This window comes from Sphingopyxis granuli, assembly GCF_001559015.1.
Taxonomy (GTDB): Bacteria; Pseudomonadota; Alphaproteobacteria; order Sphingomonadales; family Sphingomonadaceae; genus Sphingopyxis; species Sphingopyxis granuli.
Genome location: NZ_CP012199.1, coordinates 1222191 through 1248263 on the forward strand (window position 1 = coordinate 1222191; position 26073 = coordinate 1248263).

30 protein-coding genes are annotated in these 26073 nt (G+C 67.8%); 17 read left to right on the plus strand and 13 right to left on the minus strand.

Annotated elements, in window-relative coordinates:
- The first annotated feature begins 57 nt into the window (after positions 1 to 57).
- The 9 genes from SGRAN_RS05625 (at position 58) to fghA (ending at position 6800) form a co-directional block, all read left to right on the plus strand.
- Positions 58 to 675, plus strand: a complete 618-nt coding sequence (locus tag SGRAN_RS05625) for a superoxide dismutase (RefSeq protein WP_067181436.1) — start codon at positions 58 to 60, stop codon at positions 673 to 675.
- Between the two features lie 118 nt (positions 676 to 793).
- The gene (locus tag SGRAN_RS05630) at positions 794 to 2173 is read left to right on the plus strand and encodes an L-serine ammonia-lyase (RefSeq protein ID WP_067181440.1); all 1380 of its coding nucleotides are present in this window, start codon (positions 794 to 796) and stop codon (positions 2171 to 2173) included.
- Positions 2174 to 2191: 18 nt separating this feature from the next.
- Positions 2192 to 2443, plus strand: coding sequence for a hypothetical protein (locus SGRAN_RS22120; protein ID WP_172709622.1), 252 nt, complete (start codon positions 2192 to 2194; stop codon positions 2441 to 2443).
- A gap of 170 nt (positions 2444 to 2613) precedes the next feature.
- Positions 2614 to 3726 carry an S-(hydroxymethyl)glutathione dehydrogenase/class III alcohol dehydrogenase gene (locus tag SGRAN_RS05635; RefSeq protein WP_067181442.1) on the plus strand — a complete coding sequence of 371 codons (1113 nt, stop codon included), beginning with the start codon at positions 2614 to 2616 and terminating at the stop codon, positions 3724 to 3726.
- Between the two features lie 7 nt (positions 3727 to 3733).
- Complete coding sequence (locus SGRAN_RS05640) at positions 3734 to 4117, plus strand: VOC family protein (RefSeq protein WP_067181445.1); 384 nt, start codon at positions 3734 to 3736, stop codon at positions 4115 to 4117.
- Positions 4118 to 4134: 17 nt separating this feature from the next.
- A complete protein-coding gene (purU, locus tag SGRAN_RS05645; RefSeq protein WP_067109207.1) occupies positions 4135 to 5010 on the plus strand; it encodes a formyltetrahydrofolate deformylase in 876 nt (291 codons plus the stop codon).
- A 49-nt stretch (positions 5011 to 5059) separates the two neighbouring features.
- Complete coding sequence (locus SGRAN_RS05650) at positions 5060 to 5437, plus strand: VOC family protein (RefSeq protein ID WP_067109204.1); 378 nt, start codon at positions 5060 to 5062, stop codon at positions 5435 to 5437.
- Positions 5438 to 5445: 8 nt separating this feature from the next.
- The gene (locus tag SGRAN_RS05655) at positions 5446 to 5949 is read left to right on the plus strand and encodes a prolyl-tRNA synthetase associated domain-containing protein (RefSeq protein WP_067186924.1); all 504 of its coding nucleotides are present in this window, start codon (positions 5446 to 5448) and stop codon (positions 5947 to 5949) included.
- Positions 5946 to 6800 carry an S-formylglutathione hydrolase gene (fghA, locus tag SGRAN_RS05660; RefSeq protein WP_067181448.1) on the plus strand — a complete coding sequence of 285 codons (855 nt, stop codon included), beginning with the start codon at positions 5946 to 5948 and terminating at the stop codon, positions 6798 to 6800. Before SGRAN_RS05655 ends, fghA begins: the two co-directional genes overlap by 4 nt.
- A gap of 4 nt (positions 6801 to 6804) precedes the next feature.
- On the opposite strand, the gene SGRAN_RS05665 is transcribed toward fghA, so the two are convergent.
- The 5 genes from SGRAN_RS05665 to SGRAN_RS05685 all read right to left on the minus strand — a co-directional run bounded on the left by SGRAN_RS05665 (position 6805) and on the right by SGRAN_RS05685 (position 11622).
- Positions 6805 to 7782, minus strand: a complete 978-nt coding sequence (locus SGRAN_RS05665) for a quinone oxidoreductase family protein (RefSeq protein ID WP_067181452.1) — start codon at positions 7780 to 7782, stop codon at positions 6805 to 6807.
- Positions 7783 to 7880: 98 nt separating this feature from the next.
- Positions 7881 to 9638, minus strand: coding sequence for a DEAD/DEAH box helicase (locus SGRAN_RS05670; protein WP_067181455.1), 1758 nt, complete (start codon positions 9636 to 9638; stop codon positions 7881 to 7883).
- 146 nt (positions 9639 to 9784) lie between these two features.
- Entirely contained in the window at positions 9785 to 10963 is a 1179-nt protein-coding gene (locus tag SGRAN_RS05675) for a BaiN/RdsA family NAD(P)/FAD-dependent oxidoreductase (protein ID WP_067181458.1), read from the minus strand.
- A gap of 6 nt (positions 10964 to 10969) precedes the next feature.
- Positions 10970 to 11149, minus strand: coding sequence for a hypothetical protein (locus tag SGRAN_RS05680; protein ID WP_067109190.1), 180 nt, complete (start codon positions 11147 to 11149; stop codon positions 10970 to 10972).
- Positions 11146 to 11622, minus strand: a complete 477-nt coding sequence (locus tag SGRAN_RS05685; protein WP_067181460.1) for a GreA/GreB family elongation factor — start codon at positions 11620 to 11622, stop codon at positions 11146 to 11148. Before SGRAN_RS05685 ends, SGRAN_RS05680 begins: the two co-directional genes overlap by 4 nt.
- A 130-nt stretch (positions 11623 to 11752) precedes the next feature.
- Between SGRAN_RS05685 and SGRAN_RS05690 the strand changes: the two genes are divergently transcribed.
- Positions 11753 to 12517 carry a head GIN domain-containing protein gene (locus SGRAN_RS05690; protein WP_067181463.1) on the plus strand — a complete coding sequence of 255 codons (765 nt, stop codon included), beginning with the start codon at positions 11753 to 11755 and terminating at the stop codon, positions 12515 to 12517.
- 44 nt (positions 12518 to 12561) lie between these two features.
- Positions 12562 to 13272 (plus strand): head GIN domain-containing protein, encoded by a 711-nt coding sequence (locus SGRAN_RS05695; RefSeq protein ID WP_067181466.1) that lies wholly within the window; start codon positions 12562 to 12564, stop codon positions 13270 to 13272.
- A gap of 118 nt (positions 13273 to 13390) precedes the next feature.
- Here the strand turns inward: SGRAN_RS05695 and SGRAN_RS05700 are convergent, their stop codons facing one another.
- Positions 13391 to 14242, minus strand: a complete 852-nt coding sequence (locus SGRAN_RS05700) for a LytR/AlgR family response regulator transcription factor (RefSeq protein ID WP_172709623.1) — start codon at positions 14240 to 14242, stop codon at positions 13391 to 13393.
- 89 nt (positions 14243 to 14331) lie between these two features.
- Here SGRAN_RS05700 and SGRAN_RS05705 point away from each other — a divergent pair, with 89 nt between their 5' ends.
- The 4 genes from SGRAN_RS05705 to SGRAN_RS05720 are packed head-to-tail and all read left to right on the plus strand — an operon-like array spanning position 14332 to position 17489.
- Entirely contained in the window at positions 14332 to 15465 is a 1134-nt protein-coding gene (locus SGRAN_RS05705) for an acyltransferase family protein (RefSeq protein ID WP_311880687.1), read from the plus strand.
- Positions 15466 to 15523: 58 nt separating this feature from the next.
- On the plus strand, positions 15524 to 15880 hold the full coding sequence (locus tag SGRAN_RS05710; protein ID WP_067181474.1) for a hypothetical protein: 357 nt from the start codon (positions 15524 to 15526) through the stop codon (positions 15878 to 15880).
- Positions 15877 to 16962 carry an alpha/beta fold hydrolase gene (locus tag SGRAN_RS05715; protein ID WP_067181476.1) on the plus strand — a complete coding sequence of 362 codons (1086 nt, stop codon included), beginning with the start codon at positions 15877 to 15879 and terminating at the stop codon, positions 16960 to 16962. The genes SGRAN_RS05710 and SGRAN_RS05715 overlap by 4 nt, the downstream gene beginning before the upstream one ends.
- Positions 16959 to 17489, plus strand: a complete 531-nt coding sequence (locus tag SGRAN_RS05720) for a GNAT family N-acetyltransferase (RefSeq protein WP_067181479.1) — start codon at positions 16959 to 16961, stop codon at positions 17487 to 17489. Before SGRAN_RS05715 ends, SGRAN_RS05720 begins: the two co-directional genes overlap by 4 nt.
- Before the next feature lie 22 nt (positions 17490 to 17511).
- On the opposite strand, the gene SGRAN_RS05725 is transcribed toward SGRAN_RS05720, so the two are convergent.
- The 4 genes from SGRAN_RS05725 to ispG are packed head-to-tail and all read right to left on the minus strand — an operon-like array spanning position 17512 to position 19814.
- Entirely contained in the window at positions 17512 to 17991 is a 480-nt protein-coding gene (locus SGRAN_RS05725; RefSeq protein WP_067181482.1) for a GNAT family N-acetyltransferase, read from the minus strand.
- The gene (locus SGRAN_RS05730; RefSeq protein ID WP_067181485.1) at positions 17988 to 18368 is read right to left on the minus strand and encodes a type II toxin-antitoxin system VapC family toxin; all 381 of its coding nucleotides are present in this window, start codon (positions 18366 to 18368) and stop codon (positions 17988 to 17990) included. The genes SGRAN_RS05725 and SGRAN_RS05730 overlap by 4 nt, the downstream gene beginning before the upstream one ends.
- On the minus strand, positions 18365 to 18607 hold the full coding sequence (locus SGRAN_RS05735) for an AbrB/MazE/SpoVT family DNA-binding domain-containing protein (protein WP_067181488.1): 243 nt from the start codon (positions 18605 to 18607) through the stop codon (positions 18365 to 18367). The genes SGRAN_RS05730 and SGRAN_RS05735 overlap by 4 nt, the downstream gene beginning before the upstream one ends.
- A 55-nt stretch (positions 18608 to 18662) precedes the next feature.
- Positions 18663 to 19814 (minus strand): flavodoxin-dependent (E)-4-hydroxy-3-methylbut-2-enyl-diphosphate synthase, encoded by a 1152-nt coding sequence (ispG, locus tag SGRAN_RS05740; RefSeq protein ID WP_067181490.1) that lies wholly within the window; start codon positions 19812 to 19814, stop codon positions 18663 to 18665.
- 218 nt (positions 19815 to 20032) lie between these two features.
- Between ispG and SGRAN_RS05745 the strand changes: the two genes are divergently transcribed.
- Positions 20033 to 20800, plus strand: a complete 768-nt coding sequence (locus tag SGRAN_RS05745; RefSeq protein WP_067181493.1) for a TorF family putative porin — start codon at positions 20033 to 20035, stop codon at positions 20798 to 20800.
- 230 nt (positions 20801 to 21030) lie between these two features.
- Positions 21031 to 21762 carry a TorF family putative porin gene (locus tag SGRAN_RS05750; protein WP_067181496.1) on the plus strand — a complete coding sequence of 244 codons (732 nt, stop codon included), beginning with the start codon at positions 21031 to 21033 and terminating at the stop codon, positions 21760 to 21762.
- 43 nt (positions 21763 to 21805) lie between these two features.
- Here the strand turns inward: SGRAN_RS05750 and SGRAN_RS05755 are convergent, their stop codons facing one another.
- From SGRAN_RS05755 to SGRAN_RS05765, 3 genes are all read right to left on the minus strand, one after another.
- On the minus strand, positions 21806 to 22954 hold the full coding sequence (locus SGRAN_RS05755; RefSeq protein WP_067181499.1) for an alpha-hydroxy acid oxidase: 1149 nt from the start codon (positions 22952 to 22954) through the stop codon (positions 21806 to 21808).
- A gap of 102 nt (positions 22955 to 23056) precedes the next feature.
- The gene (locus tag SGRAN_RS05760) at positions 23057 to 24277 is read right to left on the minus strand and encodes an NAD(P)/FAD-dependent oxidoreductase (protein ID WP_067181502.1); all 1221 of its coding nucleotides are present in this window, start codon (positions 24275 to 24277) and stop codon (positions 23057 to 23059) included.
- Entirely contained in the window at positions 24277 to 25917 is a 1641-nt protein-coding gene (locus tag SGRAN_RS05765; RefSeq protein WP_067181505.1) for an amidohydrolase, read from the minus strand. The genes SGRAN_RS05760 and SGRAN_RS05765 overlap by 1 nt, the downstream gene beginning before the upstream one ends.
- Positions 25918 to 26073 lie beyond the last annotated feature (156 nt).

Genomic DNA, 26073 nt, shown 5'->3' on the forward strand with positions numbered 1-26073 from the left:
CTAAGCGCGATACCGAGTTAGAAGCCCTATCCGTTCAAGCAAAAAATGGAGACTGCCATGACGATCGCCTTCCCGCCCCTGCCCTATGCGCAGGATGCCCTCGCGCCGCATATCTCGGCCGACACGCTCGCGACGCATCATGGCAAGCATCACAAGGCCTATGTCGACAAGGTCAATGCCGCGATCGAGGGCACCGACCTTGCGGACAAGAGCCTCGAGGACATCGTCCGCCATGCCGAGAGCGCGGGCAACAAGGGGCTGTTCAACAACGCCGCCCAGTCGTGGAACCACGCCTTCTACTGGAACAGCCTGTCGCCGACGAAGACCGCGCCGCAGGGGGATCTCGCCGCGGCGATCGACCGCGATTTCGGCTCTCTCGACGACCTCAAGAAAAAGCTCAAGGATACCGCGGTCAATCACTTCGCCTCGGGCTGGGCCTGGCTCGTCACCAAGGACGGCAAGCTGTCGGTCACCGACACGCACGACGCGGGGACCGAGGCGACCGGCGGCGCCAAGCCGCTGCTCGTCATCGACGTGTGGGAGCACGCCTATTACATCGACCGCAAGAACGTCCGCCCCGATTATGTGAACGCAGTGGTCGACGAACTGCTCAACTGGGATTTCGCGGCCGAGAATCTGGCGCGCGACGGCGCCTGGACCTACCCGGCGGCGTGACGAAGGCCTGTCGTCCGGCAAGGGCCGGATGACGACGGGCGATGTGGGGCGCGGGGACCGGCGGCGACCGGTCCGCGCACCCCTATCGTCCCCGCGGGGCTTGGCCTATAGCGCCGCCATGACGATCAGCCTTTTCGAACTGTTCAAGATCGGCGTCGGTCCGTCGAGCTCGCACACCGTCGGGCCGATGGTCGCGGGCCGCCGCTTCGGCGAGTGGCTCGATGCGCATGGCCTGCTGGACCGCACGGCGCATGTCGAGGCCGACCTCTACGGCTCGCTGGCGCTGACCGGCAAGGGCCACGCCTCCGATACCGCGCTCGTCGCGGGCCTGGCGGGGGAGGTGCCCGCGACGACCGACCTTGCCGCGATCCAGGCGCACTGGGCGCGCGCCGAACGCGAAGGCCGTCTCGATCTGCTCGGGCGGGTTCCGGTGCGCTTCGAACCGAAGCGCGACCTGCATTTCCAGATGCGCCAGCGCCAACCCTTCCACACCAACGCGCTCAGCTTCACCGCGCGCGACGCGGACGGCGAGATACTGGCGAAGCGCATGTATTTCTCGATCGGCGGCGGCTTCGTCGTCGACGAGGAAGAGGCGGGACGCAACAGCCGCGGCGCCGAGGACGAGGTCGAGCTGCCCTTTCCCTTCACCTCGGGCGCCGACCTGATGGCGATGGGCGCGGCGTCGGGAAAGAGCTTCGCCGCAATGATGCTCGACAATGAACTTGTGCACCGCGACGCGGAGCAGGTCGAGGCGGGGCTCGACGCGATCGCGGCGGCGATGGATGCATCGATCGACGCGGGCTGCGCGAGCACCGGCATCCTGCCCGGCGGCCTTAAGGTCCGGCGCCGCGCGCCGCAGATCGCCGCCGACATCCGCGAGCGGCACGAGGCGAACCTGTCCGAACCGCTCGCGATGATGGACTGGATCAACTTGTGGGCGATGGCGGTGAACGAGGAGAACGCCGCCGGCGGCCGCGTCGTCACCGCGCCGACCAACGGCGCCGCGGGGATCATTCCGGCGGTGATCCGCTATTACCGGCGCGGCTGCCGCGGCGATGCGGCGGGGGTGCGGACCTTTCTGCTGACGGCGGGGGCCATCGGCGCGCTCTACAAGCGCAACGCCAGCATTTCGGGCGCGGAGGTCGGCTGTCAGGGAGAGGTCGGCGTCGCCTGCTCGATGGCGGCGGCGGGTCTGACCGCCGCGCTCGGCGGCACCAACGCGCAGATCGAGAACGCCGCCGAGATCGGCATGGAGCACAATCTCGGCCTCACCTGCGATCCCATCGGCGGCCTCGTCCAGATTCCCTGCATCGAGCGCAACGCGATGGGCGCGATCAAGGCCATCGACGCCAGCCGCATCGCGATGATCGGCGACGGCACCCATGTCGTCAGCCTCGACACGGTGATCGCGACGATGCTGCAAACCGGCCGCGACATGCGCGACAAATACAAGGAAACGTCGAAGGGCGGGCTGGCGGTTAGTGTGGTGGAGTGTTGAGCGACATGCTAGTTGCGAATGTGTATCGCCAATGCCAGTTACTCTCAGATGGATGTCGTTCGCGAACTGGTAAGCCCTAGCGGCAAACGAAAGCTTCGTTTGTATCGAAGGGGCGATGGCTTCTTCGGATACGAAGAGATTTATGAAGCGTTTGATGAATATGTTGGTCTGTATTGGTCGCCCGGCCATCGGTCGGGTGTATTCGATACCTATGATGCCATGATGGCGGAGATTGAAGCAACCACACCTTGGTTGCGTGAAAATGGCTGATCATTTCATCGGTCGCTTTTATCCTAGCCCACTCCGCCGCAACGCCGCCGGCAATTCCTCGCGCAGCTTGTCGATCAGGAGACGCACCTTCGGCAGCAGGTGGCGGCGCTGCGGCCTCTTGCATTGGGGACGGCTTTGACGGAAGGGACGCGGCAGAAGGAGACCGCCCCATGAAAACCCGCGCCGCCGTCGCGTTCGAAGCGAAGAAACCGCTCGAGATCGTCGAACTCGACCTCGAAGGCCCGAAGGCGGGCGAGGTGCTGGTGGAGATCATGGCGACGGGTATCTGCCACACCGATGCCTATACGCTCGACGGCTTCGACAGCGAGGGCATCTTTCCGTCGGTGCTCGGCCACGAAGGCGCCGGTATCGTGCGCGAGGTCGGGGTGGGGGTGACGTCGGTGAAGCCCGGCGACCATGTGATCCCGCTCTACACCCCCGAATGCCGCCAGTGCAAAAGCTGCCTGTCGGGCAAGACCAACCTGTGCACCGCGATCCGCGCGACGCAGGGCAAGGGGCTGATGCCCGACGGCACGACGCGCTTCAGCTACAAGGGTCAGCCGATCTTCCATTATATGGGCTGCTCGACCTTCTCCAACTTCACCGTGCTGCCCGAGATCGCGGTCGCGAAAATCCGCGAGGACGCGCCGTTCCAGACAAGCTGCTACATCGGCTGCGGCGTCACGACCGGCGTCGGCGCGGTCGTCAACACCGCGAAGGTGCAGGCGGGCGAGAATGTCGTCGTCTTCGGGCTGGGCGGCATCGGGCTCAACGTGATCCAGGGCGCGAAGCTGGTCGGTGCAGACAAGATCATCGGCATCGACATCAACCCCGATCGCGAGGAATGGGGCCGCAAGTTCGGCATGACGCACTTCATCAACTCGAAGGGCCTGTCGCGCGACGAGACGGTCGCGAAGATCGTCGAGGTCACCGACGGCGGCGCCGACTACAGCTTCGACGCCACCGGCAATACCGAGGTGATGCGCACCGCGCTCGAATGCTGCCACCGCGGCTGGGGCGAGAGCATCGTCATCGGCGTCGCCGAGGCGGGCAAGGAAATCGCGACACGCCCGTTCCAGCTCGTCACCGGCCGCGTGTGGAAGGGCACGGCGTTCGGCGGCGCCAGGGGCCGCACCGACGTGCCGAAGATCGTCGACTGGTACATGAACGGCAAGATCGCGATCGACCCGATGATCACCCACGTCCTGACGCTGGAGGAGATCAACAAGGGTTTCGACCTGATGCACGCGGGCGAAAGCATCCGCAGCGTCGTGGTGTATTGACGCGCCCATGTTCAGCCATGTGATGCTCGGCGCCGACGATATCGAGGCCGCCCGCCGTTTCTACGATGCCATCCTCGGCGCGCTGGGCGCCGCGCCCGGCGCGATCGACGAGCGTGGCCGGCTCGTCTACAGCCATGCGGGGTGCCGCTTCCTGATCAGCGCGCCGATCGATGGCAAGGCCGCGCATGGCGCGAACGGCGGGACGCTCGGTTTTGCCGCGTCTTCGCCCGAGGCGGTCGATGCGTGGCACGCGGCGGGCGTCGCGAACGGCGGGACCGCGATCGAGGACCCGCCGGGGCCGCGCGATGCCACCGAAGGCCGGCGGCTCTATCTCGCTTATCTGCGCGATCCGGCGGGCAACAAGCTCTGCGCGCTTTACCGGATCGCCTGAAGGGTGCCGCACCGCCGATGACCGCCGCGACCGACCATCCGGGCTATGTCCTGACCTTCAGCTGCATCGACGCGGTCGGCATCGTCGCGGCCGTGACGGGGCTGCTCGCCGAAGCCGACGGCTTCATCCTCGACAGCCAGCAATATGCCAATCTCGAATCGGGGCGCTTCTTCATGCGGGTCGCGTTCCGCGCCGCGGGACCGCGCTTTCCCGAAGGGCTCGCCGCGGTGCAGGCGGCGTTCGCGCCGGTCGTCGAACGCTTTGCGATGGATGCGCGCATTCGCGACGCAGCGCAAAAGCCGCGCTTCGTCATCGCCGTATCGCAGGGCAGCCACTGCCTCAACGACCTGCTCCACCGCTGGTCGACGGGGAATCTGGCGATCGACGTCGTCGGGGTCGTGTCGAATCACGAGCATCTGCGGCGGCTTTCCGAATGGCATGGCGTGCCCTTTCATCATCTGCCCGTCAGCGACGCCAACCGCGCCGAACAGGAGGCCGCGATCCTCGACGTCATGGCGCGCGGCAAGGCCGATTATCTGGTGCTCGCGCGCTATATGCAGGTGCTGTCGACCGACCTGTCGGCGCGGCTCATCGGCCGCTGCATCAATATCCATCACAGCTTCCTGCCGGGTTTCAAGGGCGCACGGCCCTATCACCGCGCGCACGAGCGCGGGGTGAAGCTGATCGGCGCGACCGCGCATTTCGTGACCGGCGACCTCGACGAAGGCCCGATCATCGAACAGGCAGTCGAGCGTGTCGATCATCGCCATTCGGTCGACGACCTGATCCGCACCGGCCGCGATATCGAGGCGCAGGTGCTCGCGCGCGCGGTGCGCTGGGTCGCCGAACAGCGCGTGTTGATCGACGGGTGCAAGACGGTGGTCTTCCGCTAGGCAACGTTATAGGTATCGATTCGCAACCAGAATCAGGAGGAGCGGACACATGTACAGCCACAATATGGTCGGGTCGAATGACCTCGAGGCATCGCGGAAATTCTATGATGCGACCTTCCAGGCGATCGGCGGCAAGCCGGGAATCCAGGACGACAAGGGACGCCTGATCTACATGCACAACGGCGGTCTGTTCCTGGTGACGGCGCCGATCGACGGGCAGCCGGCGACCGCGGGCAACGGCTGCACCATCGGTATCGCGATGGCCAATCCCGAACAGGCCGACGCGTGGCATCGCGCCGGGGTCGAAGCGGGCGGCACCGCGATCGAAGACCCGCCGGGCGTGCGCGAAGGCAATGGCATGAAGATGTATCTCGCCTATCTGCGCGACCCGTCGGGCAACAAGCTCTGCGCCCTGCACCGGATGTGAGGACGATCGTGCGCGGCGAAGCGGGATTGCTGGCGGATCTGGATGCGCTCGCGATTCCCTTTGCCGCGCACGAACATGTCGCGGTGTTCACCGTCGCCGAGAGCGAAAAGGTCAGCGCCGCGATCCCCGGTGCGCACAGCAAGAACCTGTTCCTCAAGGATGCCGGCGGGACCTTCTGGCTCGTCACCGTGCCGGCGGAGGCGCGCGTCGACCTGAAGGCGTTGCCCGACGCGATCGGCTGCAAGCGTGTGAGCTTCGGCAAGCCGGAGGATATGGCGCGGCTGCTCGGCATCCAGCCGGGATCGGTGACGCCGCTCGCCGCGATCAACGCGCCGCCGGGCAGCATCGCCGTCGTGCTCGATGCGGGCCTGGCCGCGGCGAGCCGCGTCAACGTCCATCCGTTGCGCAACACCGCGACGCTGGGGCTCGCCGGGGCGGCGATCCTCGACCTTCTGCGCCATTGGGGGCATGATCCGCTGGTGGCGCCCATTCCCGTTCAGGCCATCGCATGACCATCGAAACCCTTTCGACGACCCGCAGCCATGGCGGCACGCAAAGCGTCTGCCGTCACGCAAGCGACACGACCGCGACCGACATGAGCTTTGCGATCTTCGTGCCCGACCATGCGGAAGGCGCGAAACTGCCGGTGCTCTGGTATCTGTCGGGGCTGACCTGCACCCATGCCAATGTGATGGAGAAGGGTGAGTATCGCGCCGCCTGCGCGCGGCACGGCGTCATCTTCGTCGCACCCGACACCTCGCCGCGGGGGGAGGGCGTTCCCGACGACCCCGACAGCGCGTGGGATTTCGGCCTCGGCGCTGGCTTCTATGTCGACGCGACCGTCGAACCATGGGCGAAGAACTACCGGATGCGCTCCTATATCGAGGACGAACTGCCCTCGCTGCTGCTGCGCCATTTCCCGATGGCCGACATGACGCGGCAGGGGATCAGCGGCCATTCGATGGGCGGCCACGGCGCGCTGACCGTGGCGCTGCGCACCCCCGACCGTTTCCGCTCGGTCTCGGCCTTCGCGCCGATCGTCGCGCCGACGCAGTGCCCATGGGGCGAAAAGGCGCTGGGCGGCTATCTGGGCCCCGACCGCGCGCTATGGACCGCCTATGATGCCTGCGCGCTGATCGACGGCGGCGCCCGGCTGCCCGACCTGCTGGTCGACCAGGGCGATGCGGACACCTTCCTCGCCGAGCAGTTGAAAACGCCGCTTCTCGAAGAGTCGTGCCGAAAGGCCGGGCAGAAGGCGACGATCCGCATGCAGCCGGGTTACGACCACAGCTATTATTTCATCTCGACCTTCATGGCCGAGCATGTCGCATGGCATGCGGAGCGGTTGAAGCGCGGGCGGTAAGCCGTCACGGAATCAGTAGCGTCGATCCGGTCGTCCGCCCCGCCTCCAGATCGGCATGCGCGCGCGCCGCGTCCTGCAATCCATAGCGCTGGCCGACGGTGATCGCGACCGCCCCGCTTTCGATCATCTCGAACACGCGCGCGGCGCCCGCTGCGCGTTCGCCGGGGTCGAGATAATAGTCGAACAGCGTCGGCCGCGTGACGAACTGCGACCCATGCTGCGCCAGGATGCCCAGATTGACCCCGGTCACCGGTCCGCCGGCATTGCCGTAGCTGACGATCAGCCCGCGGCGCGCGGTCGCCTTCAGCGACACGTCCCATGTCGCCATGCCGATGCCGTCGAAGGTCACGGGGACGCCCTGGCCGTCGGTGATCTCGCGAACATGCGCGGCAACGTCGTCCTGCTTGTAGCGGATGACATGGTCGGCACCGGCGTCGCGGGCCGTCTGCGCCTTGGCTTCGGTGCTGACGGTGCCGATCACGGTCGCGCCGACCGCCTTCAGCCATTGGACGAGGATCAGCCCGACGCCGCCCGCCGCCGCGTGGACCAGCACCGGCCAGCCCGCCTCGATCTTCGCGCAGCGCTCGACCAGCGCCTCGACGGTGCAGGCCTTGAGCAGCGCAGCGGCGGCGGTGTCGTCGTCGATGCCGGCCGGCAGTTTCATCAGCGATGCGGCGGGAACGATCCGCGCGCTCGCATAGGCGCCCCGCTGCGGGCCGAAGGTCGCGACGCGGTCGCCGGGCTGCAGGCCGTGGACGTCGGGGCCGATCGCGACCACCTCGCCCGCCGCTTCGACGCCCAGTCCGCCGGGAAGCTCGATCGGATAGGTGCCGTCGCGATGATAGGTGTCGATATAGTTGAGCCCGATGGCGGTCTGGCGCACCAGCACCTGTCCGGCAGCGGGCGCGCCGAGCGTCACCTCGCGCCACTGGATAACCTCGGGACCGCCCTGCTCCGCGATGAACGCCTCGATTGCCTGCATGGCTGCTCTCCTGCTGGTCCGTTTCATCTGGAGCGAGCGGGCAGGCAGCGCAAGGGTCGATGCGATATAAGCCCCTCCTCTTCGGAGGAGGGGGTGAGTCAGCGGGGTGCGCGCGGCTTGCCCTTGCCGAAGGGCTTGGCCTTGAACCCGCCGGGCTTGCCATGGGGCTTGCGCGGCCCGTCCTTGCGCGGACCCCCTTCGCGTCGCGGCGGCCAGGTCGCGCCGCCGGGCGCCGGCGTGATCGCGACGCCGTTGTCGTCTTCGCCATCCTTGTTGGCACTGCGCTCGACCGCCTCGGCGAAGCGGTCGGCGATGGCGAGCGGAATGTTGAACAGCGTTTCGTTCGGGCCGATGCGGATCGCGCCGATCTCGTGCTTGGTGACGTGGCCGCGGCGGCAGAGCAGCGGCAATATCCAGCGCGGGTCGGCATTGTGGCGGCGGCCGATATTGAGCCGGAACCAGACGCTGTCGTCGAAACCGTCGCGGTGCCCGCCGCGCTCGCGCGGTTCGCGTTCGGCGCGTTCGCCCCGCTCGCGGCGCGGCGGCGGACCGTTGTCGATCAGTTCCTCGGGCAGCGGCATGGTGGCGCGGTGCGCGCGGACGAGCGCGGCGGCGATCTCCTCCGGCGCGCGCTCGGCGAGCAGGCGGCGGCCGAGTTCGATATCCTCTTCGTCATGCTCGATGGGGGCGAGCAGCGCCTCGATCAGCCGTTCGCGGTCGCGTGCCCGCACGTCGTCGGCGGTCGGGGCGCCGGTCCATTCGGCGTCGATCCGGGCGCCGCGCAGCATGGCGTCGACACGGCGGCGGCGCGGATAGGGGACGATCAGCACCGCCGTCCCCTTCTTCCCCGCGCGCCCGGTGCGACCCGAACGGTGCTGGAGCGTTTCGGCATCGCGCGGGATTTCGACATGGACGACCAGGCTCAGGCTGGGCAGGTCGATACCGCGCGCCGCGACGTCGGTCGCGACGCACACCCGGGCCCGGCGGTCGCGCAGCGCCTGAAGCGCCTGGTTGCGCTCGTTCTGGCTATGCTCGCCCGACAGCGCGACGGCGGCGAAGCCGCGGTTGACCAGCCGCGCGTGAAGGCGGCGGACATTGTCGCGCGTGGCGCAGAACAGCATCGCGGTTTCGGCGTCGTGAAGGCGCAGCAGGTTGATCACCGCGCTTTCGATATCGGCGGGCGCGACGGTCACCACCTGATAGGCGATGTCGCCGTGCCCGCGATCCTCGCCGACCGTCGAGATGCGAAGCGCATCGCGCTGATAGCGTTTGGCGAGCTGGGCGATCGGCTTGGGGATCGTCGCCGAGAACAGCAGCGTGCGCCGCGTTTCGGGCGTCGCGTCGAGGATCTCCTCCAGATCTTCGCGAAAGCCCATGTCGAGCATCTCGTCGGCCTCGTCGAGCACCGCGACGCGCAGCGCCGCGAGGTCGAGCGCGCCGCGCTCGAGATGGTCGCGCAATCGGCCGGGCGTTCCGACGACGATGTGCACGCCCTGATTCAGCGCCCGGCGCTCGCGGCTCGCGTCCATCCCTCCGACGCAGGTCGCGATGCGCGCGCCGGTGGCGGCGTAAAGCCAGCCCAGTTCGCGGCTGACCTGCAGGGCCAGTTCGCGCGTCGGCGCGACGATCAGCGCAAGCGGCGCCGAGGCGAAGGGTAGGCGGCCGTCCGCCAGCAGTTCGTCGGCCATCGCAAGACCGAAGGCGACCGTCTTGCCCGAACCCGTCTGCGCCGAAACGAGCAGGTCGCGGCCGTGGGCCCCGGCTTCGATGACCTGCGATTGCACCGGGGTCAGCGTCTGATAATCGCGCGCGCCGAGAGCGTCCGCGAGGGCGGGGGGAAGATGATCGAAGGCCATATTTCTCTTCTTTTCCGTAACGGGCTGCGCCGCCGATTCGTTAATTCGTCATACCGGACTCGATCCGGCATCCATTCGCCCCTTGCCACGAAGCGCTGAAGGGACCCCGGATCAGGTCCGGGGTGACGAAGGAACGCAAGCTTTTCCTAAAGCGCCTGGCCCGCTGCGTATCCGCTGGCCCACGCCCATTGAAAATTATAGCCGCCCAGCCACCCGGTGACATCCACGGCTTCGCCGACCGCATAGAGCCCCGGAACGCTTTTGGCCATCATTGTTTGCGACGACAGCCCGGCGGTCGCGATACCGCCCACGGTGACTTCGGCCTTGGCGAAGCCCTCGGTGCCGTTGGGGTGGAAGGCCCAGCGCTTCAGGCGTCCCTCGGCGTCGACAAGTTTGCGGTCGGTCTGCGCCGCCAGCTCGCCCGGCAGCGCGAGGCGGTCGGCAAGCGTCTGTGCGAGCCGGGCGGGGAGCAGGGGCGCGAGGGTCGAGGCCAGCGTCGCCCGCGGCCGCGCGCGCTTCGCCTCGACCAGCCAGCCGGGTGCGGCGTCGGGCAGGAAGTCGATCGTCACCGGATCGCCGCGCTGCCAATAGCTGCTGACCTGGAGGATCGCGGGCCCCGACAGGCCGCGATGCGTGAACAGCGCGGCTTCGCGGAAAGCCGCGTTGCCCGCGCGCGCCTCGACCGGCGCCGCGACACCCGACAACTCGCGGAACAGCAGATCGTCGCCGCCGAGCGTCAGCGGGACGAGCGCGGGACGCGGCTCGACGACCTTCAGGCCGAAGCGCCGCGCGAGGTCGTAGGCGAAGCCGGTCGCGCCCATCTTCGGAATCGACGGACCGCCGGTCGCGACGACTAGCGCGGGAGCGGTGAAGCGCCGTTCGCCGAAGGTCACCCCGAACCCGTCGGCGCCGTGCACGACCTCGTGGACCGGCTGGCCGTGCAATATGGTGACGCCGCCCTTCGCCGCCTCTTCCATCAGCATCGCGACGATCTGCTTCGCCGATCCGTCGCAGAACAGCTGGCCGAGCGTCTTTTCGTGCCAGGCGATGCCATGCGCTTCGACCAGCGCGAGGAAATCGGCGGGTGTGTAGCGGGCGAGCGCCGATTTGGCGAAATGGGGGTTCGCCGAAATATAGCGGTCGGGGGCCGTGTGAATGTTGGTGAAATTGCAGCGCCCGCCGCCGGAGATCAGGATTTTCTTCCCGATCGCGTCGGCATGATCGAGCAGCAGCACCCGCCGTCCGCGCTGCCCGGCGACCGCGGCACACATCAGCCCGGCCGCGCCGGCGCCCAGCACGATGGCATCATAAGGGGCAGCGGTCATCGGCGGTCAGCGCAGCTTTGCGATCGACAGCCCGTCCTGCTTGGCGCGCGCCTTCACCGACTCCTCGCTGCGCGTCAGCGCCCTGGCGATCGCCTTCAGCGCCATGCCCTTCCTTGCGAGCGTATGAAGCTTGTCGATTTCCGCCGCCGTCCATGGCTGCTTGTGGCGTTCGAACTTGTCCTTCATGCCTGCGCCTCGGGGTCGGGAGCGGCGGCCAGGACAGTGATCGCGTCTTCGTGCCCCTGAAATTCGACCATATCCTCGACCTCGGCGCCGAGCAGCGCGCGGCCGAGCGGGGCGGTGAAGGCGATGCGCCCGACGGTCGGGTCCGCCTCGTCATGGCCGACGATCGTCACTTCGCGGTCGGCGCCGTTCAGCCGGTAGCGCACCCGGCTGCCGATACCGACCGATCCTTCCGCGGGCGGTGCCTGCACCTCGGCGGTCGCCTTGCGCGTGCCAAGATAGCGGAGCTGGCGTTGCAGCTTTGCCTTCGCTTCGGCATCCGTTTCCGCCTCGATCGCCGCGTCGAGCGCCGCCACGCCTTCGCCGAGCAGGCGCAACCCGCGCGGCGTCACCAGATTCGGTCCCGGCGGAATCGGCCATTCGAAGGTCGGTTCCTTATGTTCGTCGTCGCTCTCGCGCCGAAAGGCTACGCTCATCGTCCATACTCTCGGGGAAGGGGAAACTCCCTTTGCACCGCGAAGGTGGCGACAAGATGGCGCGGCGCCGGTCGCGCTGGACAGTCCCTCCTTCGTGTATTATAATCATAACACACGAAGGAGATATGCGATGCGCAACTGGACGATGGCCTTCCTCCCGCTGGCGCTGGCGATGACCGCGACGGGCTGCAGCGGCGCCGATCGCGGCGACCGCAGCGAGACGCGCGGCGATGCCGACCGCGCCACCGATGCGGGGCCGCAAACGACGCAGAATTTCACCCTCACCGGCTTCACCGGCGTCAAGGTCGCAGGCCCTGACGACGTCACGATCCGTCAGGGCGACAATTTTTCGATCGCAGCCAGGGGACCGCAGGCGGAGATCGACGAACTCGACATCACGCTCGACGGAGCGCTGCTGTCGATCGGCCGCAAGCGCGAGGGCTTCAGTCTCGGCGGTGGCCGCCATCGCGGTGTCGAGATCGCCATCACCATGCCGAAACTCGACACCGTGCGGCTGACCGGGTCGGGTTCGATCGACGCCGACGCGGTCGCGGGCGACAAGGTCGCGGCGGTGCTGACCGGGTCGGGCGACCTCAAGATCGCGAAGCTTACCGGCAAGCGCGCCGACATCACCGTGTCGGGGTCGGGCGATATCGATATCGACAATGGCACGATCGACGCGGGCGACATCAGCGTGACCGGATCGGGCGACGTCGATGCCGACGGGCTGGTCGCGACGACGCTGGCCGTCTCGGTCACGGGATCGGGCAATGTCGAGACGCAGGCGACCGGCAAAGCCGAAGTCCGCGTCCTCGGTTCGGGCGACGTGACGCTGACCGGCGGCGCGACCTGTTCGACGCGCAAGATGGGATCGGGCACCGTCACCTGCAGGTGACGCGCCCGCTGGCGCGGCCCGCGCGGAACGGTTAAGGCGGCGGTATGACCAGCGCCTCGCGATGGGCCGCGCTTGCGGCGGCCGCCATCCTCTTCGCCGGACCCGCGGTAAGCGCGGAGAAACGCTTCGGCCTCACCAGTTTCGAGGCGATAGAGGTCGATGCCGATTTCATCGTCGAGGTGACGACGCGGGCGCCGGTCGGCGCGGTCGCGATCGGGACGCCCGAAGCGCTCGATCGCGTCAGCCTCGAAACGCGTGACGGACGCCTGGTGATCGGCGAGCGCCGGTTCGCGGGCGACGAGCGCCGGACGAAACCGCAGGCGCCGGTGACGATCCGCGTCAACGCCGTCAATTTGCGGTCGGCCATGCTGGGCGGAGCGGGCGCGCTGCACATCGACCGGCTGAAGGGAACGCGCGTGAGCATCGGTCTGCGCGGCCCCGGCGAGATCCGGGTGGGCGAGGTGATCGGCGACCGGCTGTCGGTCGCGATGATCGGCAACGGCACGATGACGCTCGCGGGTTCCGTCAAACAGGCGCAGGCGACGCTGTCGGGGGCCGGCAGCCTCGACGCCGGGGCGCTGGTGGCGGGCGCATGGACCAGCGACAGCGAAGGGGCGGGGGACCATGTCCTGCGCGCCGAAAAATCCGCGACGATCACGGCACGCGGGATCGGGCGGACCGTCGTGCTTGGCCGACCGACCTGCACGGTGCGCAATATCGGCAGCGGTTCCGTCACCTGCGGGCAGGCGCGATAGAGTGTTTTCAAGTCAGGTGGAATCACCTGACGACTCGGAAAACACGGTAAAACAAGAGTTCAGAGCGCCGGTTTTGATTCCATCAAAACCGAACCCACTCTAGGTGCAGCGACCGCGTTCAGCCTTCGATGCGGGGGCGATATCGGCGGCTGCCGCGCAGCACCTCGCCGTCCGCCAGTTCGACGTCGAAATCGCCGCTCCTGTGCGTGACGACGCGGCGCACCGCGTCCTTGCGGACGAGGCGGCTCCTGTGGATGCGCACGAAGCCGGCGCCGGCCAATTCGGTCTCGACTGCACTCAGCGTCGCGCGATGGAGCAGGCGGCGCCCGCGCCATGCGATCTCGACATAATTGCCCGCGGCGGCGACATGGTCGATCTCGGCGACCGGAAGGCGGTGCGCGACCGATCCATCGCTCACGGTCAGCGTCCGCGATGCCTCGGTCGGCGTGGAAGGCGCGGCGTGACGCGCGATCAGCCACTGCATCAGGAAAATGAGCAGGATCAGTTCGGCGTAGGTCGCCGCGTCCTTGCGCAGTTCATAGAGGATCGGCGATCCGTCGGGCGATTCGAACGAATAGCTGCTATCGGCAAGCCACCAGACGAACATGCGCAGCCCCACCATCAGCGCGATATGGGCGAGCGAAACGGGCAGGGCGAGCGCGGCATGGATCGCGATCGTCGCGATCCAGCCGAAGCGTGGCGGACGGATGAAGCGGACACCGAACCAGCAGAGCAGGATCATCATCGTCCAGGCGACGAGGCTGGTGCCCTCATAGGCCCAGGCCGTCGACGCCGGCACGTCGCGGCCGAAGGCATGGCGCTCGGCGAGATAGGAATAGACGTTCGAGGTGATGCGGATGAGGCCGTAAGCGAAAAGCGCGCCGAAGAGCAGGATCGTCAACCGGCGCGGGCTGATGCGATTCGTCCCGGCTCCGCCGCCGTTGGTCCCAGGCGCTGTTCCTTCGGTCACGCTCCCTCCGCCGCTGGTCCCGCGCCGGTCGCGGCTCTGTCCGGTCCTGACGTAGCCGTCCTCGCGAAACCGGGCAAAGGAGATTCGGCGTGGCCGGAGCGACACGGCATCTTGGCATGGACTGGCTGCGGATCGGTGCGTTCGCGCTGCTGATCCTCTATCATATCGGCATGGTCTTCGTGCCATGGGGTTGGCACGTCAAGAGCGAGCCGGCGATCGATTGGGTCGCGATTCCCATGCTTGCCACCAACGGCTGGCGGCTGCCGCTGCTGTTCCTCGTTTCGGGATATGCCAGCGCGGCGCTGCTGGTGAAGCTTGGCGGGGCAGCGGCTTTTGCACGGGCACGAAGCGCGCGACTGCTGATCCCGCTCGCGTTCGGCATCCTCGTCGTCATACCGCCGCAGCCGTGGATCGAACTGGCGGGACAGCATGGCTATGCCCACGGCCTGCTTCATTTCTGGCTGCACGATTATTTTCGCTTCGGAACGCTGGACGGGATCGTCCTGCCGACGTGGCAGCATCTGTGGTTCGTCGTCTATCTGTGGGTCTATACGATGCTCGCCGCCCTGTTGTTTGCCATCGTGCCTTCCCGGCTATGGGTGCGGGTCGCCGATGGCGCAGCGCGGCGGCTCGGCGGGTGGAATGTCCTGCTGCTGCCGATGGCCGGCTGGCTCCTTGTCTACGCCGCCTTTCCGGGCCATCGCGAAACCCACGCGCTCGTCGATGACGGGCCGGTGCATCTCCATTACCTGATCGCGTTCGCGGTCGGGTGGCTGCTTCGCACGCGTCCGGTCCTGTTCGACGCGGTCGCCTGTTGTCGGACCGGAGCGGCGATACTGGCCGTCCTCGCCTTCGTACCGATCGTCTGGATCGCATGCGCGTGGCCGGAGGGCGGGCCCGCATGGGCGGACATGGTGTTCCATGGTGCGCGGCAGGTGCAGGGTTGGGCCGCGATCGTCGCGCTGGTCGGCATCGCGGACCGCTGGTGGAATCGCGACCATCGCTGGCGCGCGCCGCTCGCCGAGGCGGTCTTTCCCTTCTACATCATCCATCAGACGATCATCGTCGTCGCGGGCTGGTATCTGATCCGGGCCGGCGTCGCGGCGCTCCCACTCTTCGTGCTGCTGGTCGCGGCGACCGTCGCCGGCTGCTGGGCCTTCTATCTCGGCGGGCGGCGCGTCGGCTGGCTGCGGCCGCTGATCGGACTGCAGCGCGGCGCGTGACAGCGGCGCGATCTTGTGCAACCTTCTTCTCCGAAACATGACGGGAAGAAGGTGAAGCATGGCGACCAAGGGACCGCAGGACTTCATGGATGCCTATCGCGACATGCTGGGCAATTGGGAAAAGATGGCGAACGAGTTCGGCGCCAAATTCCTTCAGCAGAAAGAGGCGGCGCAGGCGATGAACGGCCTGAACAACGCCAAGGTCGCGATGCAGGCGCAGATGAAGGACGGCATGCTGAAAGCGCTCGACGCGATCCAGATGCCGAGCAAGGCCGATATCGAGGATCTGGGCGCGCGGATCGGCGCGATCGAGGCGGCGGTGGCGCGCATCGAGACGCTGCTCGCAAGCGGCGGCCAGCCCGCCGACGGGGCGCCGAAGCCCGCCCGGACGCGCAAGCCCGGTAAGACGAAATGACCGGCGGGGCCGCGGCGCAGGCCGACGCGGACCCCTTTGCCGCCGCGCGGCGCGAGTTCGAGCGCGCGATGCTGCGCAATATCAAGGGAGTCGAATATCTTGGCTCCCCCGCGCCGGTCGTGGGGAGCAGCGGCAAGGACGTGCTGATTTCGCGCGGGACCTTTCGCCTCTATCACTACCGCCCATTGGTCGACGAGATCTACCGCATGCCGCTGATGCTGGTGATGGCGCCGACCAACCGCGGCTATATCTTCGACATGGCGCCGGGGCAGAGCTTCGTCGAGTTCCTGCTGAAGGCGGGTTACGACGTCTTCATGGTCGACTGGGACGCCCCGCGTCCCGAGGAGAAAACGGTCGGGATCGCTGACTATGTGCTCGATTTCCTGCCGAGCGCGGTGCAGCGCGTCCGCGCGGTGACGGGCGAATCGGATGTCAGCGTCGTCGGCTATTGCGCCGGCGGGCTGTTGTCGCTGCTGTGGGCGGCAACCGCCGGGGCGGCGGGTCCGGCGAACCTCGTCACCTTCACGACGCCGGTCGACTTCCGCCACATGCCGCAGTTCCAGGCGTGGTCCGACAAGAGCTTCTTCGATGTCGACCGGCTGGTCGACACGGTCGGCAACGTGCCGAGCGACCTGATCATGACCAGTTTCGAGATGCTGCGCCCGGCGCAGCGGGTCGCGAGCAATATCCGGCTCTACGACAATCTGTGGGACGATGAATTCGTCAAGGCGCACCGCATGTTCGACCGCTGGGGCATGGATGCGCTGCCGCTTCCCGGCGAATATTTCCGCGACATGACCAAGAAGCTGATGTGGGACAATGCGCTGATGGCGGGGACGATGACGGTCGCGGGGCGGCCGGTCGACCTCGGCGCGATCGCCGCGCCCTATCTGCACATCACCGCGCAGCACGATCATATCGTGCCGCCGCCGGCATCGGCGCCGCTGATCGATATGGTAGGTTCGCAGGAGAAGAACCAGGTGGAATTGAAGGGCGGGCATGTCAGCCTGATCGCCGGCGCCAATGCGGTGCGCCGCATGTGGCCGATGGTCGACGAATGGCTGGGCGAGAAAAGCGTATGAGCGAAGGGACGATCCGCGAACTGGAGCCCGGCGACGGCCCGGCTATCCTGCGCTTCGCCGCGGCGGTGCCCGCGCATGACCTGCTGTTCCTGGCACGCGACATCCGCAACGAGCGGGTCGTGTCGGCGTGGCTGGCGGCGGCGGCGGGCGACACGATGCCAAGCCTCGTCGCGACCGACGGGGAACAGGTGGTCGCGACGGCGGCGCTGCTCGCCGATCCGCTCGGCTGGTCGCCGCACGTCGCCGAGGTGCGGCTGCTCGTCGCGCCCGAATGGCGCGGACGCGGGCTGGGGCGGCAGCTTCTCGACCGCTGCATCGTGCTGGCCGGCGAGCGCGGCGCGGCCAAGCTGGTCGCCTACATGACCCCCGATCAGCGCGGCGCGATCACGCTGTTCGAGGAAGCGGGCTTTCGCGCCGAGGCGTTGCTGCGCGATCATGTCCGCGACGCCGACGGTGCGCTGCACGACCTGGTGCTGCTGTCGCTCGACCGTGGCCGCGCCGAGCGGATGGCCGAGGCCTATCGATAGGGCGCCCGCGCCGACTCCGGGCTCACGCCGCGGCGAGTGCCGGGAGCGCGGCGCCGTCGACGCGCATCGCCGTCCATTCGTCCATCATCCGCGCGCCGAGGCTTTCGTAAAAGCCGATGGCCGGCGCGTTCCAGTCGAGCACCGACCATTCGAGCCGCGCGCAGCCGCGCGCGACGCAGAGCTTTGCCAGATGCGCGAGCAGCGCCTTGCCGAGCCCCGCTCCGCGTGCCTCCGGGCGGACGAACAGGTCTTCGAGATAAAGGCCGGGCTTTCCTTCGAAGGTCGAGAAATTGTGGAAGAAAAGCGCGAAACCCTGCGGCTGTCCGTCGACTTCGCCGATCACCACCTCGGCATGCGGATGCGGGCCGAAGAGATGCTCGCCGAGCGTCGCTTCGTCGAAGCGCACTTCGTCGGCGAGCTTTTCATAATCGGCGAGCGCGCGGATGAGCGCGGCGATCAGCGGCAGGTCGGCGGGCGCGGCGGGACGGATCGAAAGGGTCATCGTATCTGACGGATATCGAGGTCGAGGTCGAGCCGGGACCAGTCTTTGTCGGCGGTCAGGATCGGACTGCCGCTGGAAAAGCCGAGAGCCAGGCAGGCACGGTCGCCGAACGACAATCCGAGATGCCTTGTAAGCGGACGCAATTCGGCGACCTTCAGGGCATGTTCGCTAGAAAAATCGCGGATGCGGAACTGAAAACGCGCGAGCGTCTGCTCGGCTGCCAAGACGGAAACACCCTGTTCCACTAGCTTCGTGTAGGTTTCCGCAAGATTGACGACCGACAATTCGCATTCGTAACGGAGTTCGAACACGTCGGCGCCGCCGGGTTCGTTCAACAGGGCTGCGAGCACCGCCGACGTATCGACGACATAGGTCATTCGCGCTCCGCTTCACCGCGGCGTTCGGCGATGAAGTCATCGACCGTGAAGGGCTTTTTGATCAAACGCTTCATCTCCGCCTGGATTTCCCGTAGCACCTGCCGGCCCGGCTTGATCACGATCGAATCGCCGTCGCGCTCGACGACCAATGTGTCGCCATCGGTCAGATTCAGTTCGCGACGCAATTCGGCGGGGATGACGATCTTGCCGCCTTTGACCAGCTTCGCATGATAGGACATGAAGTGCTCCTTGGGTCTTATTTGATATCACAAGACCCAAAGAGCAACAAGAGTCCTATGCCGCCTTGCCGTGCAGCTTGTCCATGCTCACCGAACTGCCCGCCTCGATCTCCGCCGCCTTCGCTTCGACGAGCTGGACGATGTGCGCGATCATGTCGGCGTCCTCGACATGATGATCGGTGACACCCGACAGATAGACCATATGTTTGCCGTGGCCGCCGCCGGTGATGCCGATATCGGTCTCGCGCGCCTCTCCCGGGCCGTTGACGACGCAGCCGAGGACCGAGAGCGACATCGGGGTCTTGATGTGCTGAAGCGCCTCTTCGAGCTTCTGCACGGTACGGATGACGTCGAAGCCCTGCCGTGCGCAGCTGGGGCAGGATACGACGCGGACGCCGCGGGTGCGCAGGCCCAGCGATTTCAGGATTTCATAGCCGACGCGCACCTCTTCTTCGGGTTCGGCCGACAGGCTGACGCGGATCGTGTCGCCGATGCCCGCCCACAGCAGATTGCCGATCCCGAGCGCGCTTTTCACCGTGCCGCCGATCAGCCCGCCCGCCTCGGTGATGCCGAGGTGCAGCGGACAGTCGACCGCTTCGGCAAGCTGCATGTAGGATGCGACGGCGAGAAAGACGTCGCTTGCCTTCACCGCGACCTTATACTCGTGGAAATCATGGTCCTGGAGCAGCTTGATATGGTCGAGCGCGCTTTCGACGAGCGCCTCGGGGCAGGGCTCGCCATATTTTTCGAGCAGGTCCTTCTCCAGACTGCCGGCGTTGACGCCGATGCGGATCGCGCAGCCGTTCGCCTTGGCGGCGCGCACGACCTCGCCGACACGCTCCGACGATCCGATGTTGCCGGGGTTGATGCGCAGGCATGCCGCGCCCGCGTCGGCGGCCTCGAGCGCGCGCTTGTAGTGGAAATGGATGTCGGCGATGATCGGGATGCGCGAGGCGCGGACGATCTGGCCCAGCGCCGCGGTCGAGTCGGTGTCGGGGCAGGACACGCGGATCAGGTCGGCGCCAGCCTCTTCGCAGCGGCGGATCTGGTCGATCGTCGCCACCGCGTCGCTGGTCAGCGTGTTGGTCATCGTCTGCACGGTGATCGGCGCGTCGCCGCCGACGGGGACGGTGCCGACCATGATTTGCCGACACGCGCGTCGCGCGATGTCGCGCCAGGGACGCAGGCCGGGATTATGATCGCTCATGGCTGTTGCTCGATAGTGGAGGGGCTGCCGCTCCTTAGCCCTCCGGCGCCCGCTTGGCAAAGGCTCGTGGAAGAGGACGGCGCTGTGACGCGAAAGCCACAGCCGGGCGCGATCCGCGACCGGCGCGGCCGGTTGCACCTTGTGCCGCGCCGGAAAAGCGGCTCTTTCGGCGCCGCCGAAGGGACGGAACAGGCGATAATCGAAAAAAAGGGACATCCATGACACGACACCGCACAGCAGCTCCGGCCGCGTTCGGCGCCGCCGCGATCATCGCTCTGGCCGCCTTCGCGACGCCGGCTCTCGCGCAGGATCGCGGCATCGGCGTCGGCCCGATCGCCGTTTCGGGCAGCGTCGATCTCGTTTCCGATTATCGGTTTCGCGGCCTGTCGGAATCGGGCGGCGACGTCGCGATCCAGCCGAGCGTCACGATCAGTCACGACAGCGGCCTCTATATCGGCGCCTGGGGATCGAATATCGAGGACACGCCGACCTATGGCGAGATCGAGGCCAATATCTACGGCGGCTATGCGACCGAGATCGCGTCGGGGACCGAAGTCGATGTCGGGCTGACCTATTACTGGTATCCCGACGGGCGCAAGGCGGCGGGGTCGTCGGACTATGTGGAGGCGATCGGCCGGTTGTCGCACACGCTGGGGCCGGTCGAGGCGACGGGCACGCTCGGCTATGCGTGGAGCCAGGCCGCGCTCGGCAACGACGACAATCTCTATCTGCGGTTCGACCTCGCGGCGGGCATCCCGACGACGCCGGTCACGCTGTCGGGATCGGTCGGCTATACCGACGGCGCGCTCGGCGCATTCGCGCCGGGGGGGCATTATTGGGATTGGTCGATCGGCGCGTCGGCGAGCTTCGGCCTGATCACCGCGGGGATCAAATATGTCGATACCGACATTCCCAGGACCGGGGTGAAGGCGATCGACAAATATTATGACGCGGGCGTGGTGCTGTCGCTGGGCGTGTCCTTTTAGCGCGCGATGACGACTCCGGGCGGGCGCGAACCGCGAGGGAGCTTTTGAGCACCCCGGCAACTGTTGCCGATTTGTCGCATGGCAAAGCCAAGCGCTCCCCGATGCATTTTTTGTTTGTGCGCCGCAGCATTTTGACCGACACAAAGCGTGTGCGGAAGGACCGGCCCTGACAGAGGCCGGCCGCCGCGCAGCAGGCAGGGACGATCCGTTCAACTTTCGAGGATCAACCCATGACAAATCTCTCTCGCGCATGCGCCTGCATGCTCCTTGTCCTGTCCGCCTTGCCGGCTACCGCTTTCGCCCAGGATCAGGCGTCGGAAGGCGCCATCACCGTTTCGGGCAATGCCACCGTCGTCAGCGACTATCGCTTCCGCGGCTTCAGCCAGTCGAACGAAGAGGCGGCGATCCAGGGCGGTTTCAGCATCGGCCACGACAGCGGTCTCTATGTCGGCACCTGGGGGTCGAGCATCGGCTTCGCGAACGGCACCGAGATCGACGTCTTCGCCGGCTACGCGAAGGAGGTGGTGCCGGGGCTGACCGCCGACATCGGCGCGACGCTCTATCTGTATCCCGGCACCTCGAACACGTCGGTGATCGAGCCCTATTTCGCGGTGTCGGGCGACCTTGGCCCCGCATCGATCAAGACCGGAATCGCGTGGGCGCCGGGCGGCCAGGACTCGCTGGGCGATGCCAGCGGCGTCTATCTCTACACCGACGCCGGGGTCGCCATCCCGAACACACCCTTCACGTTGAAAGGCCACGTCGGTTACGCGAAGAGCGACAGTTTCCTGGGCGGCGCCGACGGCGATGTCGTCGATTACTCGGTCGGCATCGAGGCTAGCTGGAAGGCGCTGACGGGCAGCATCGCCTATGTCAACACCGACGCGCCCAGGGCGCTGGGGTTCAAGGAGGCGGTGGGCGCCGACGGCGCGGTGATCTTCACGCTCGGCGTGTCGTTCTGAGATGCGGCGGGGCGGCTTCCGGCGGCCGCCCCGTTCGCTGGATTCAGCGCCAGCGCAGGTTGCCGCGCGACAGGTCGGCGAGGCTTTTCGCGCCCATCAGCTTCATCCCGCGCTCGATCTCGGCGCGGAGCAGCGTGACAGCGCGCGCCACCCCGGCCTCGCCCGCGGCGGCGAGTGCGTAGAGATAGAGGCGGCCGCCCGAACAGGCTTTCGCCCCGACCGATAGCGCCTTCAGCACATGGGTGCCGCGGGTGATGCCGCCGTCGCAGATCACCTCGACCTTGTCGCCGACCGCGTCGACAATGTCGGCGAGCGCGTCGAAGGGCGCAATGCTGCCGTCGAGCTGGCGCCCGCCATGGTTCGACACCATGATCGCGGTGGCGCCGATGTCGACCGCGCGCCGGGCATCCTCGACCGCGACGATGCCCTTCAGGCAGAAGGGACCGTCCCATTGCTTGCGGATCGCCTCGGCGCGCCGCCAGTCGAGGCTCTGGTCGAGCATCGTGGTGAAATATTCCGCGACCGACCGGGGAACGCTCGACCCTTCGGAGACGTGCGTGGCGAGGTTGGGAAGGCTGAACTTCTCGCGGCAGACATAGTTGAGGCCCCAGCCGGGCTTGATCGCATAGCTGAGCATGTTGCGCGCGGTGAAGCGCGGGGGAGAGGTGAAGCCCGAACGCAGGCAGCGCTCGCGATTGCCACCGACGATCGTGTCGACCGTCAGCGCGACGGCGTCGAAGCGCGCCGCGCGCGCCGCGTCGAGCATCGCGCGGTTCAGCCCCTCGTCGTGATGGACATAAAGCTGGAACAGCTTGGGGCCGCCGGTCAGCGCGCCCGCCTCGGCGAGGCCGATCGTCGCGAGGCTGGAGATGCCCGCGACGGTGCCCGCGTCGGCGGCGGCGCGCAGCACCGCGCGCTCGCCCTGCCAGTGGAACAGCCGCTGCAGCGCGGTCGGCGACAGGAACAGCGGCATCGCGACCTCGCGCCCGAACAATGTCGTGCGCATGTCGACGGTCTCCATGCCGGTCAGCACGCGGGGGATCAGGTCGCAGCGGTCGAAGGCATCGCGGTTGCGGCGGCGCGTCACCTCGTCGTCGGCGGCGCCGTCGATGTAATCGAACACCGGCCACGGCAGGCGCCGCTTCGCCAGCGCGCGGAAATCGTCGATATTGTGGCAGTCGGTGAGGCGCACCCTATCCCCCGTTCGTCCTGAGCCTGTCGAAGGACAGTCCTTCCTTGCAACCTATGAAGGAAAATACGGCCCTTCGACAAGCTCGGGGCAAATGGAAAAGACCTATCCTGCGAGCCCACCCGTCAGCCGCGCCAGCGCCCAGCGCGGTTCGATGGGGCGCGCGGCATCCTCGACATGCGCCGCGACGCGCGCGCCGATCGCCGGGGCGAGCGCGAAGGCGCGGCCGGCGGCGCCGCCGACCAGCCACGCGCGCGGCTGGTCGGGCAGCCGGTCGAGCAGCAGGTCGCCGGTCAGCGTACGGCAATCGTGCGCCGCCGCGCTCGCGACGACGGGCGCGTCGGCCAGCCGCGGCAGGCGGCCGGTCAGCCATTGCCGGACCTCCGCCAGCGCGCGTTCATCGGCGCGGCGGTCGAAGCTGTCGGGGTCGACCGTGGCGTCGGGCATCCCCTTCCAGCAGCGCAGCCCCACCCCCTCGACGTCGGGGAGCAGGGTGAAGCCATAGGCACGGTCGATCAGCGCGGGCATCGCGGGCGGACGGAACTGCGTGTCGCCCTGGCCGGCGCCGAAATGGAAAAGCTGATGCCGGACTGCCGACAGCCGCTGCGGGGTCAGTATCTGGGGGAACAGCTCGGTCAGCCAGGCGCCGCTGGCATAGACGATGCTTTCGGCGGTGCCGCCGTCGGGCAGCACATAGAGGTCGCGCCGCTTGTCGCGCAGCGGCGCGGGCATGACGACGGTCTCGGGCTCGACCTGCGCGTCGAGGATGGTTTCGAGCACCCCGCGCCGCCCGGCGATCATTGCCGCCTTTTCGGCGAGCAGCGCGCTTTCGTCCGCGCGCCAGGCGACCTGGGTGAAACGGTGGCGCAGCCGGTCGCCGGCGAGCCGGTCGGCCCCGCGCGGTTCGTCGTGCGTGTCGGCCGCAGCGGCCTGCGTCGTCACGGTTTCGCAGCGCGTCACGATCGGCAGGCTGGCGCTGTCGGACAGGCGCTGCCACGCCTCGATGCTGTCCTCGACGAGCCCGGCATAGAGCGCGTCGCCGTCCTGCACCGGGTCGAGCAGCATCGTCGGCAGGTTCGACGCGGCCCGGCCGTTGCCCGCGCCATAAGCGTCGAACAGGCGGACGCTGCGTCCCTGCCGCACGAGGTGCCACGCGGTCCAGGCGCCGATCGCGCCAGCGCCGACGACCGCGACGTCGACATGCTTTTCGGGCGCCTTCGCACCCTTGCGCCGGCGCGACGCGCGCGGCTCCTTCTTCGCCGCCGCCCCGAGCGCGAGCGCCGTCGGAACCGCGGCGAGCGCGCCGAGCAGGCGGCGGCGATCCATCAGCCGCCCTTTTTCCGGTAATAGCGCGACCCGCCGATCCAGGTTTCGAGCGGGGTCATGCGGCGGATCTCGTCGGGGCTGGCGAGCAGCGGATCGCTGTCGACGATCAGGAAATCGGCGCGCATTCCAGGCATCAGCGTCCCCAGCCGGTCCTCGGCGAAGGCGGCATAGGCGGCGGTGCGGGTGAAACCGTCGAGCGCGCTCTCGCGGCTCACCGCTTCCTCGGGGTGCCAGCCGCCGAAGGGCTGGCCCGCGGCATCGGTGCGCGAGATAGCGGCGGCGATGCCGGGGAAGGGGTTCGCGCTTTCGACCGGCACGTCGGACCCGAAGGCAAGGCGGACCCCGGCATTCTCCAGGCTGCGCCAGGCGTAGGCGCCCTTCAGCCGTTCGGGGCCCAGCCGCGCCTCGGCCATCAGCCGGTCCGACGGCTGGTGGATCGGCTGCATCGAGGCGATGACGCCGAGCTGCTTGAAGCGCGGGATATCGGCGGGATCGACGATCTGCGCATGCTCGATGCGCCAGCGGCGCTCACCGGGCAGATCGGCGTTGAGGTCGGCGATCGCGTCGAGCGCCTCGGCATTGGCGGCGTCGCCGATCGCGTGGATCGCGACCTGGAACCGGTCCATCGAGGCGCGCACCATCTTATTGCGGAGCTGCGCGGGGGTGAGCAGCGGCAGCCCCTTCTGCCCCGGCGCGTCGGCATAGGGCGCCTTGAGCCATGCCCCGCGCGAGCCGAGCGCGCCGTCAAGATACAGCTTCACCCCGACCATGCGCAGCCGGTCGTCATAGAGCCACGGCGTCGGTTCGGGCCCCGCGATCAGCGCCATGTCGCCGACGTCATGGCCATAGGAGAGGATGCGGACCGTCAGCTGCCTGCGGTCGCCGGCGCGGCGATAGGCCTGCCAGTCCTCGATCGTCGTGCCCATGTCGGCGATCGCGGTGATCCCCTGTTCGATCAGCTTCGCCTGCGCGAGCAGGAAGGCGCGGTCGAGATCGCGCGCCAGCGGCTTCGGCCGCGCGGCGTCGATCAGCGCCGCCGCCGCGTCGACGAACACGCCGCTCGGCTTGCCGCCCGCCGTTTCGATGCGTCCGCCCTCGGGTGCTTTCGTGGCGGCGGTGATCTTCGCCGCCGCCATCGCGGCGCTGTTCGCCCAGCCGGCATGGCCGTCGACGCGTTCGAGCCAGACCGGGCGGGCGGCTTCCACCGCGTCGATGTCGGCGGCGGTCGGAAAGCGGCCGAGGCCCCATTTCTCCTGGTTCCACCCGCGCCCGATGATCCACGGCATATCGGGATTGTCGGCGGCATATTTACGGATCGCGGCAAGCGCTTCGTCGAGCGAGCGCGTTTCCGACAGGTCGAGCGTCATCAGCGAAAGGCCGAGGCCCATGACATGGCCGTGCGCGTCGATCAGCCCGGGAATCAGCGTGCGGCCCTTGCCGTCCTCCTTGAAATCGGGTCGCTCGGGCCGCTTGTCCTTGCGGTCGAGCAGCTGCTTCACCTTGCCGTCCTCGTCGATGACGAGCCCGGTGAAGCGCACGACCTTGCCCTGCTGGTCGAGCGTGATGCCGTTGACATTGTCGACCAGCGTGTCGGCGTGGGCCGGGGCGGCGATGACAAGGGCGAGGAGGGTCGCGATCAACCCCCTCCCGCAAGCGGGAGGGGCAGCGAGACTTGCGAGCCTGCTCGCTAGTCGCAGCGGGGTGGGCAGGCGGCGCGACCGGCCGGCCGGCTCCGCAGCAACCGGACCCGGCTTCGCCGGACCGAGTTTCGCTGCCTGTCCCGCAAGCGGGAGGGG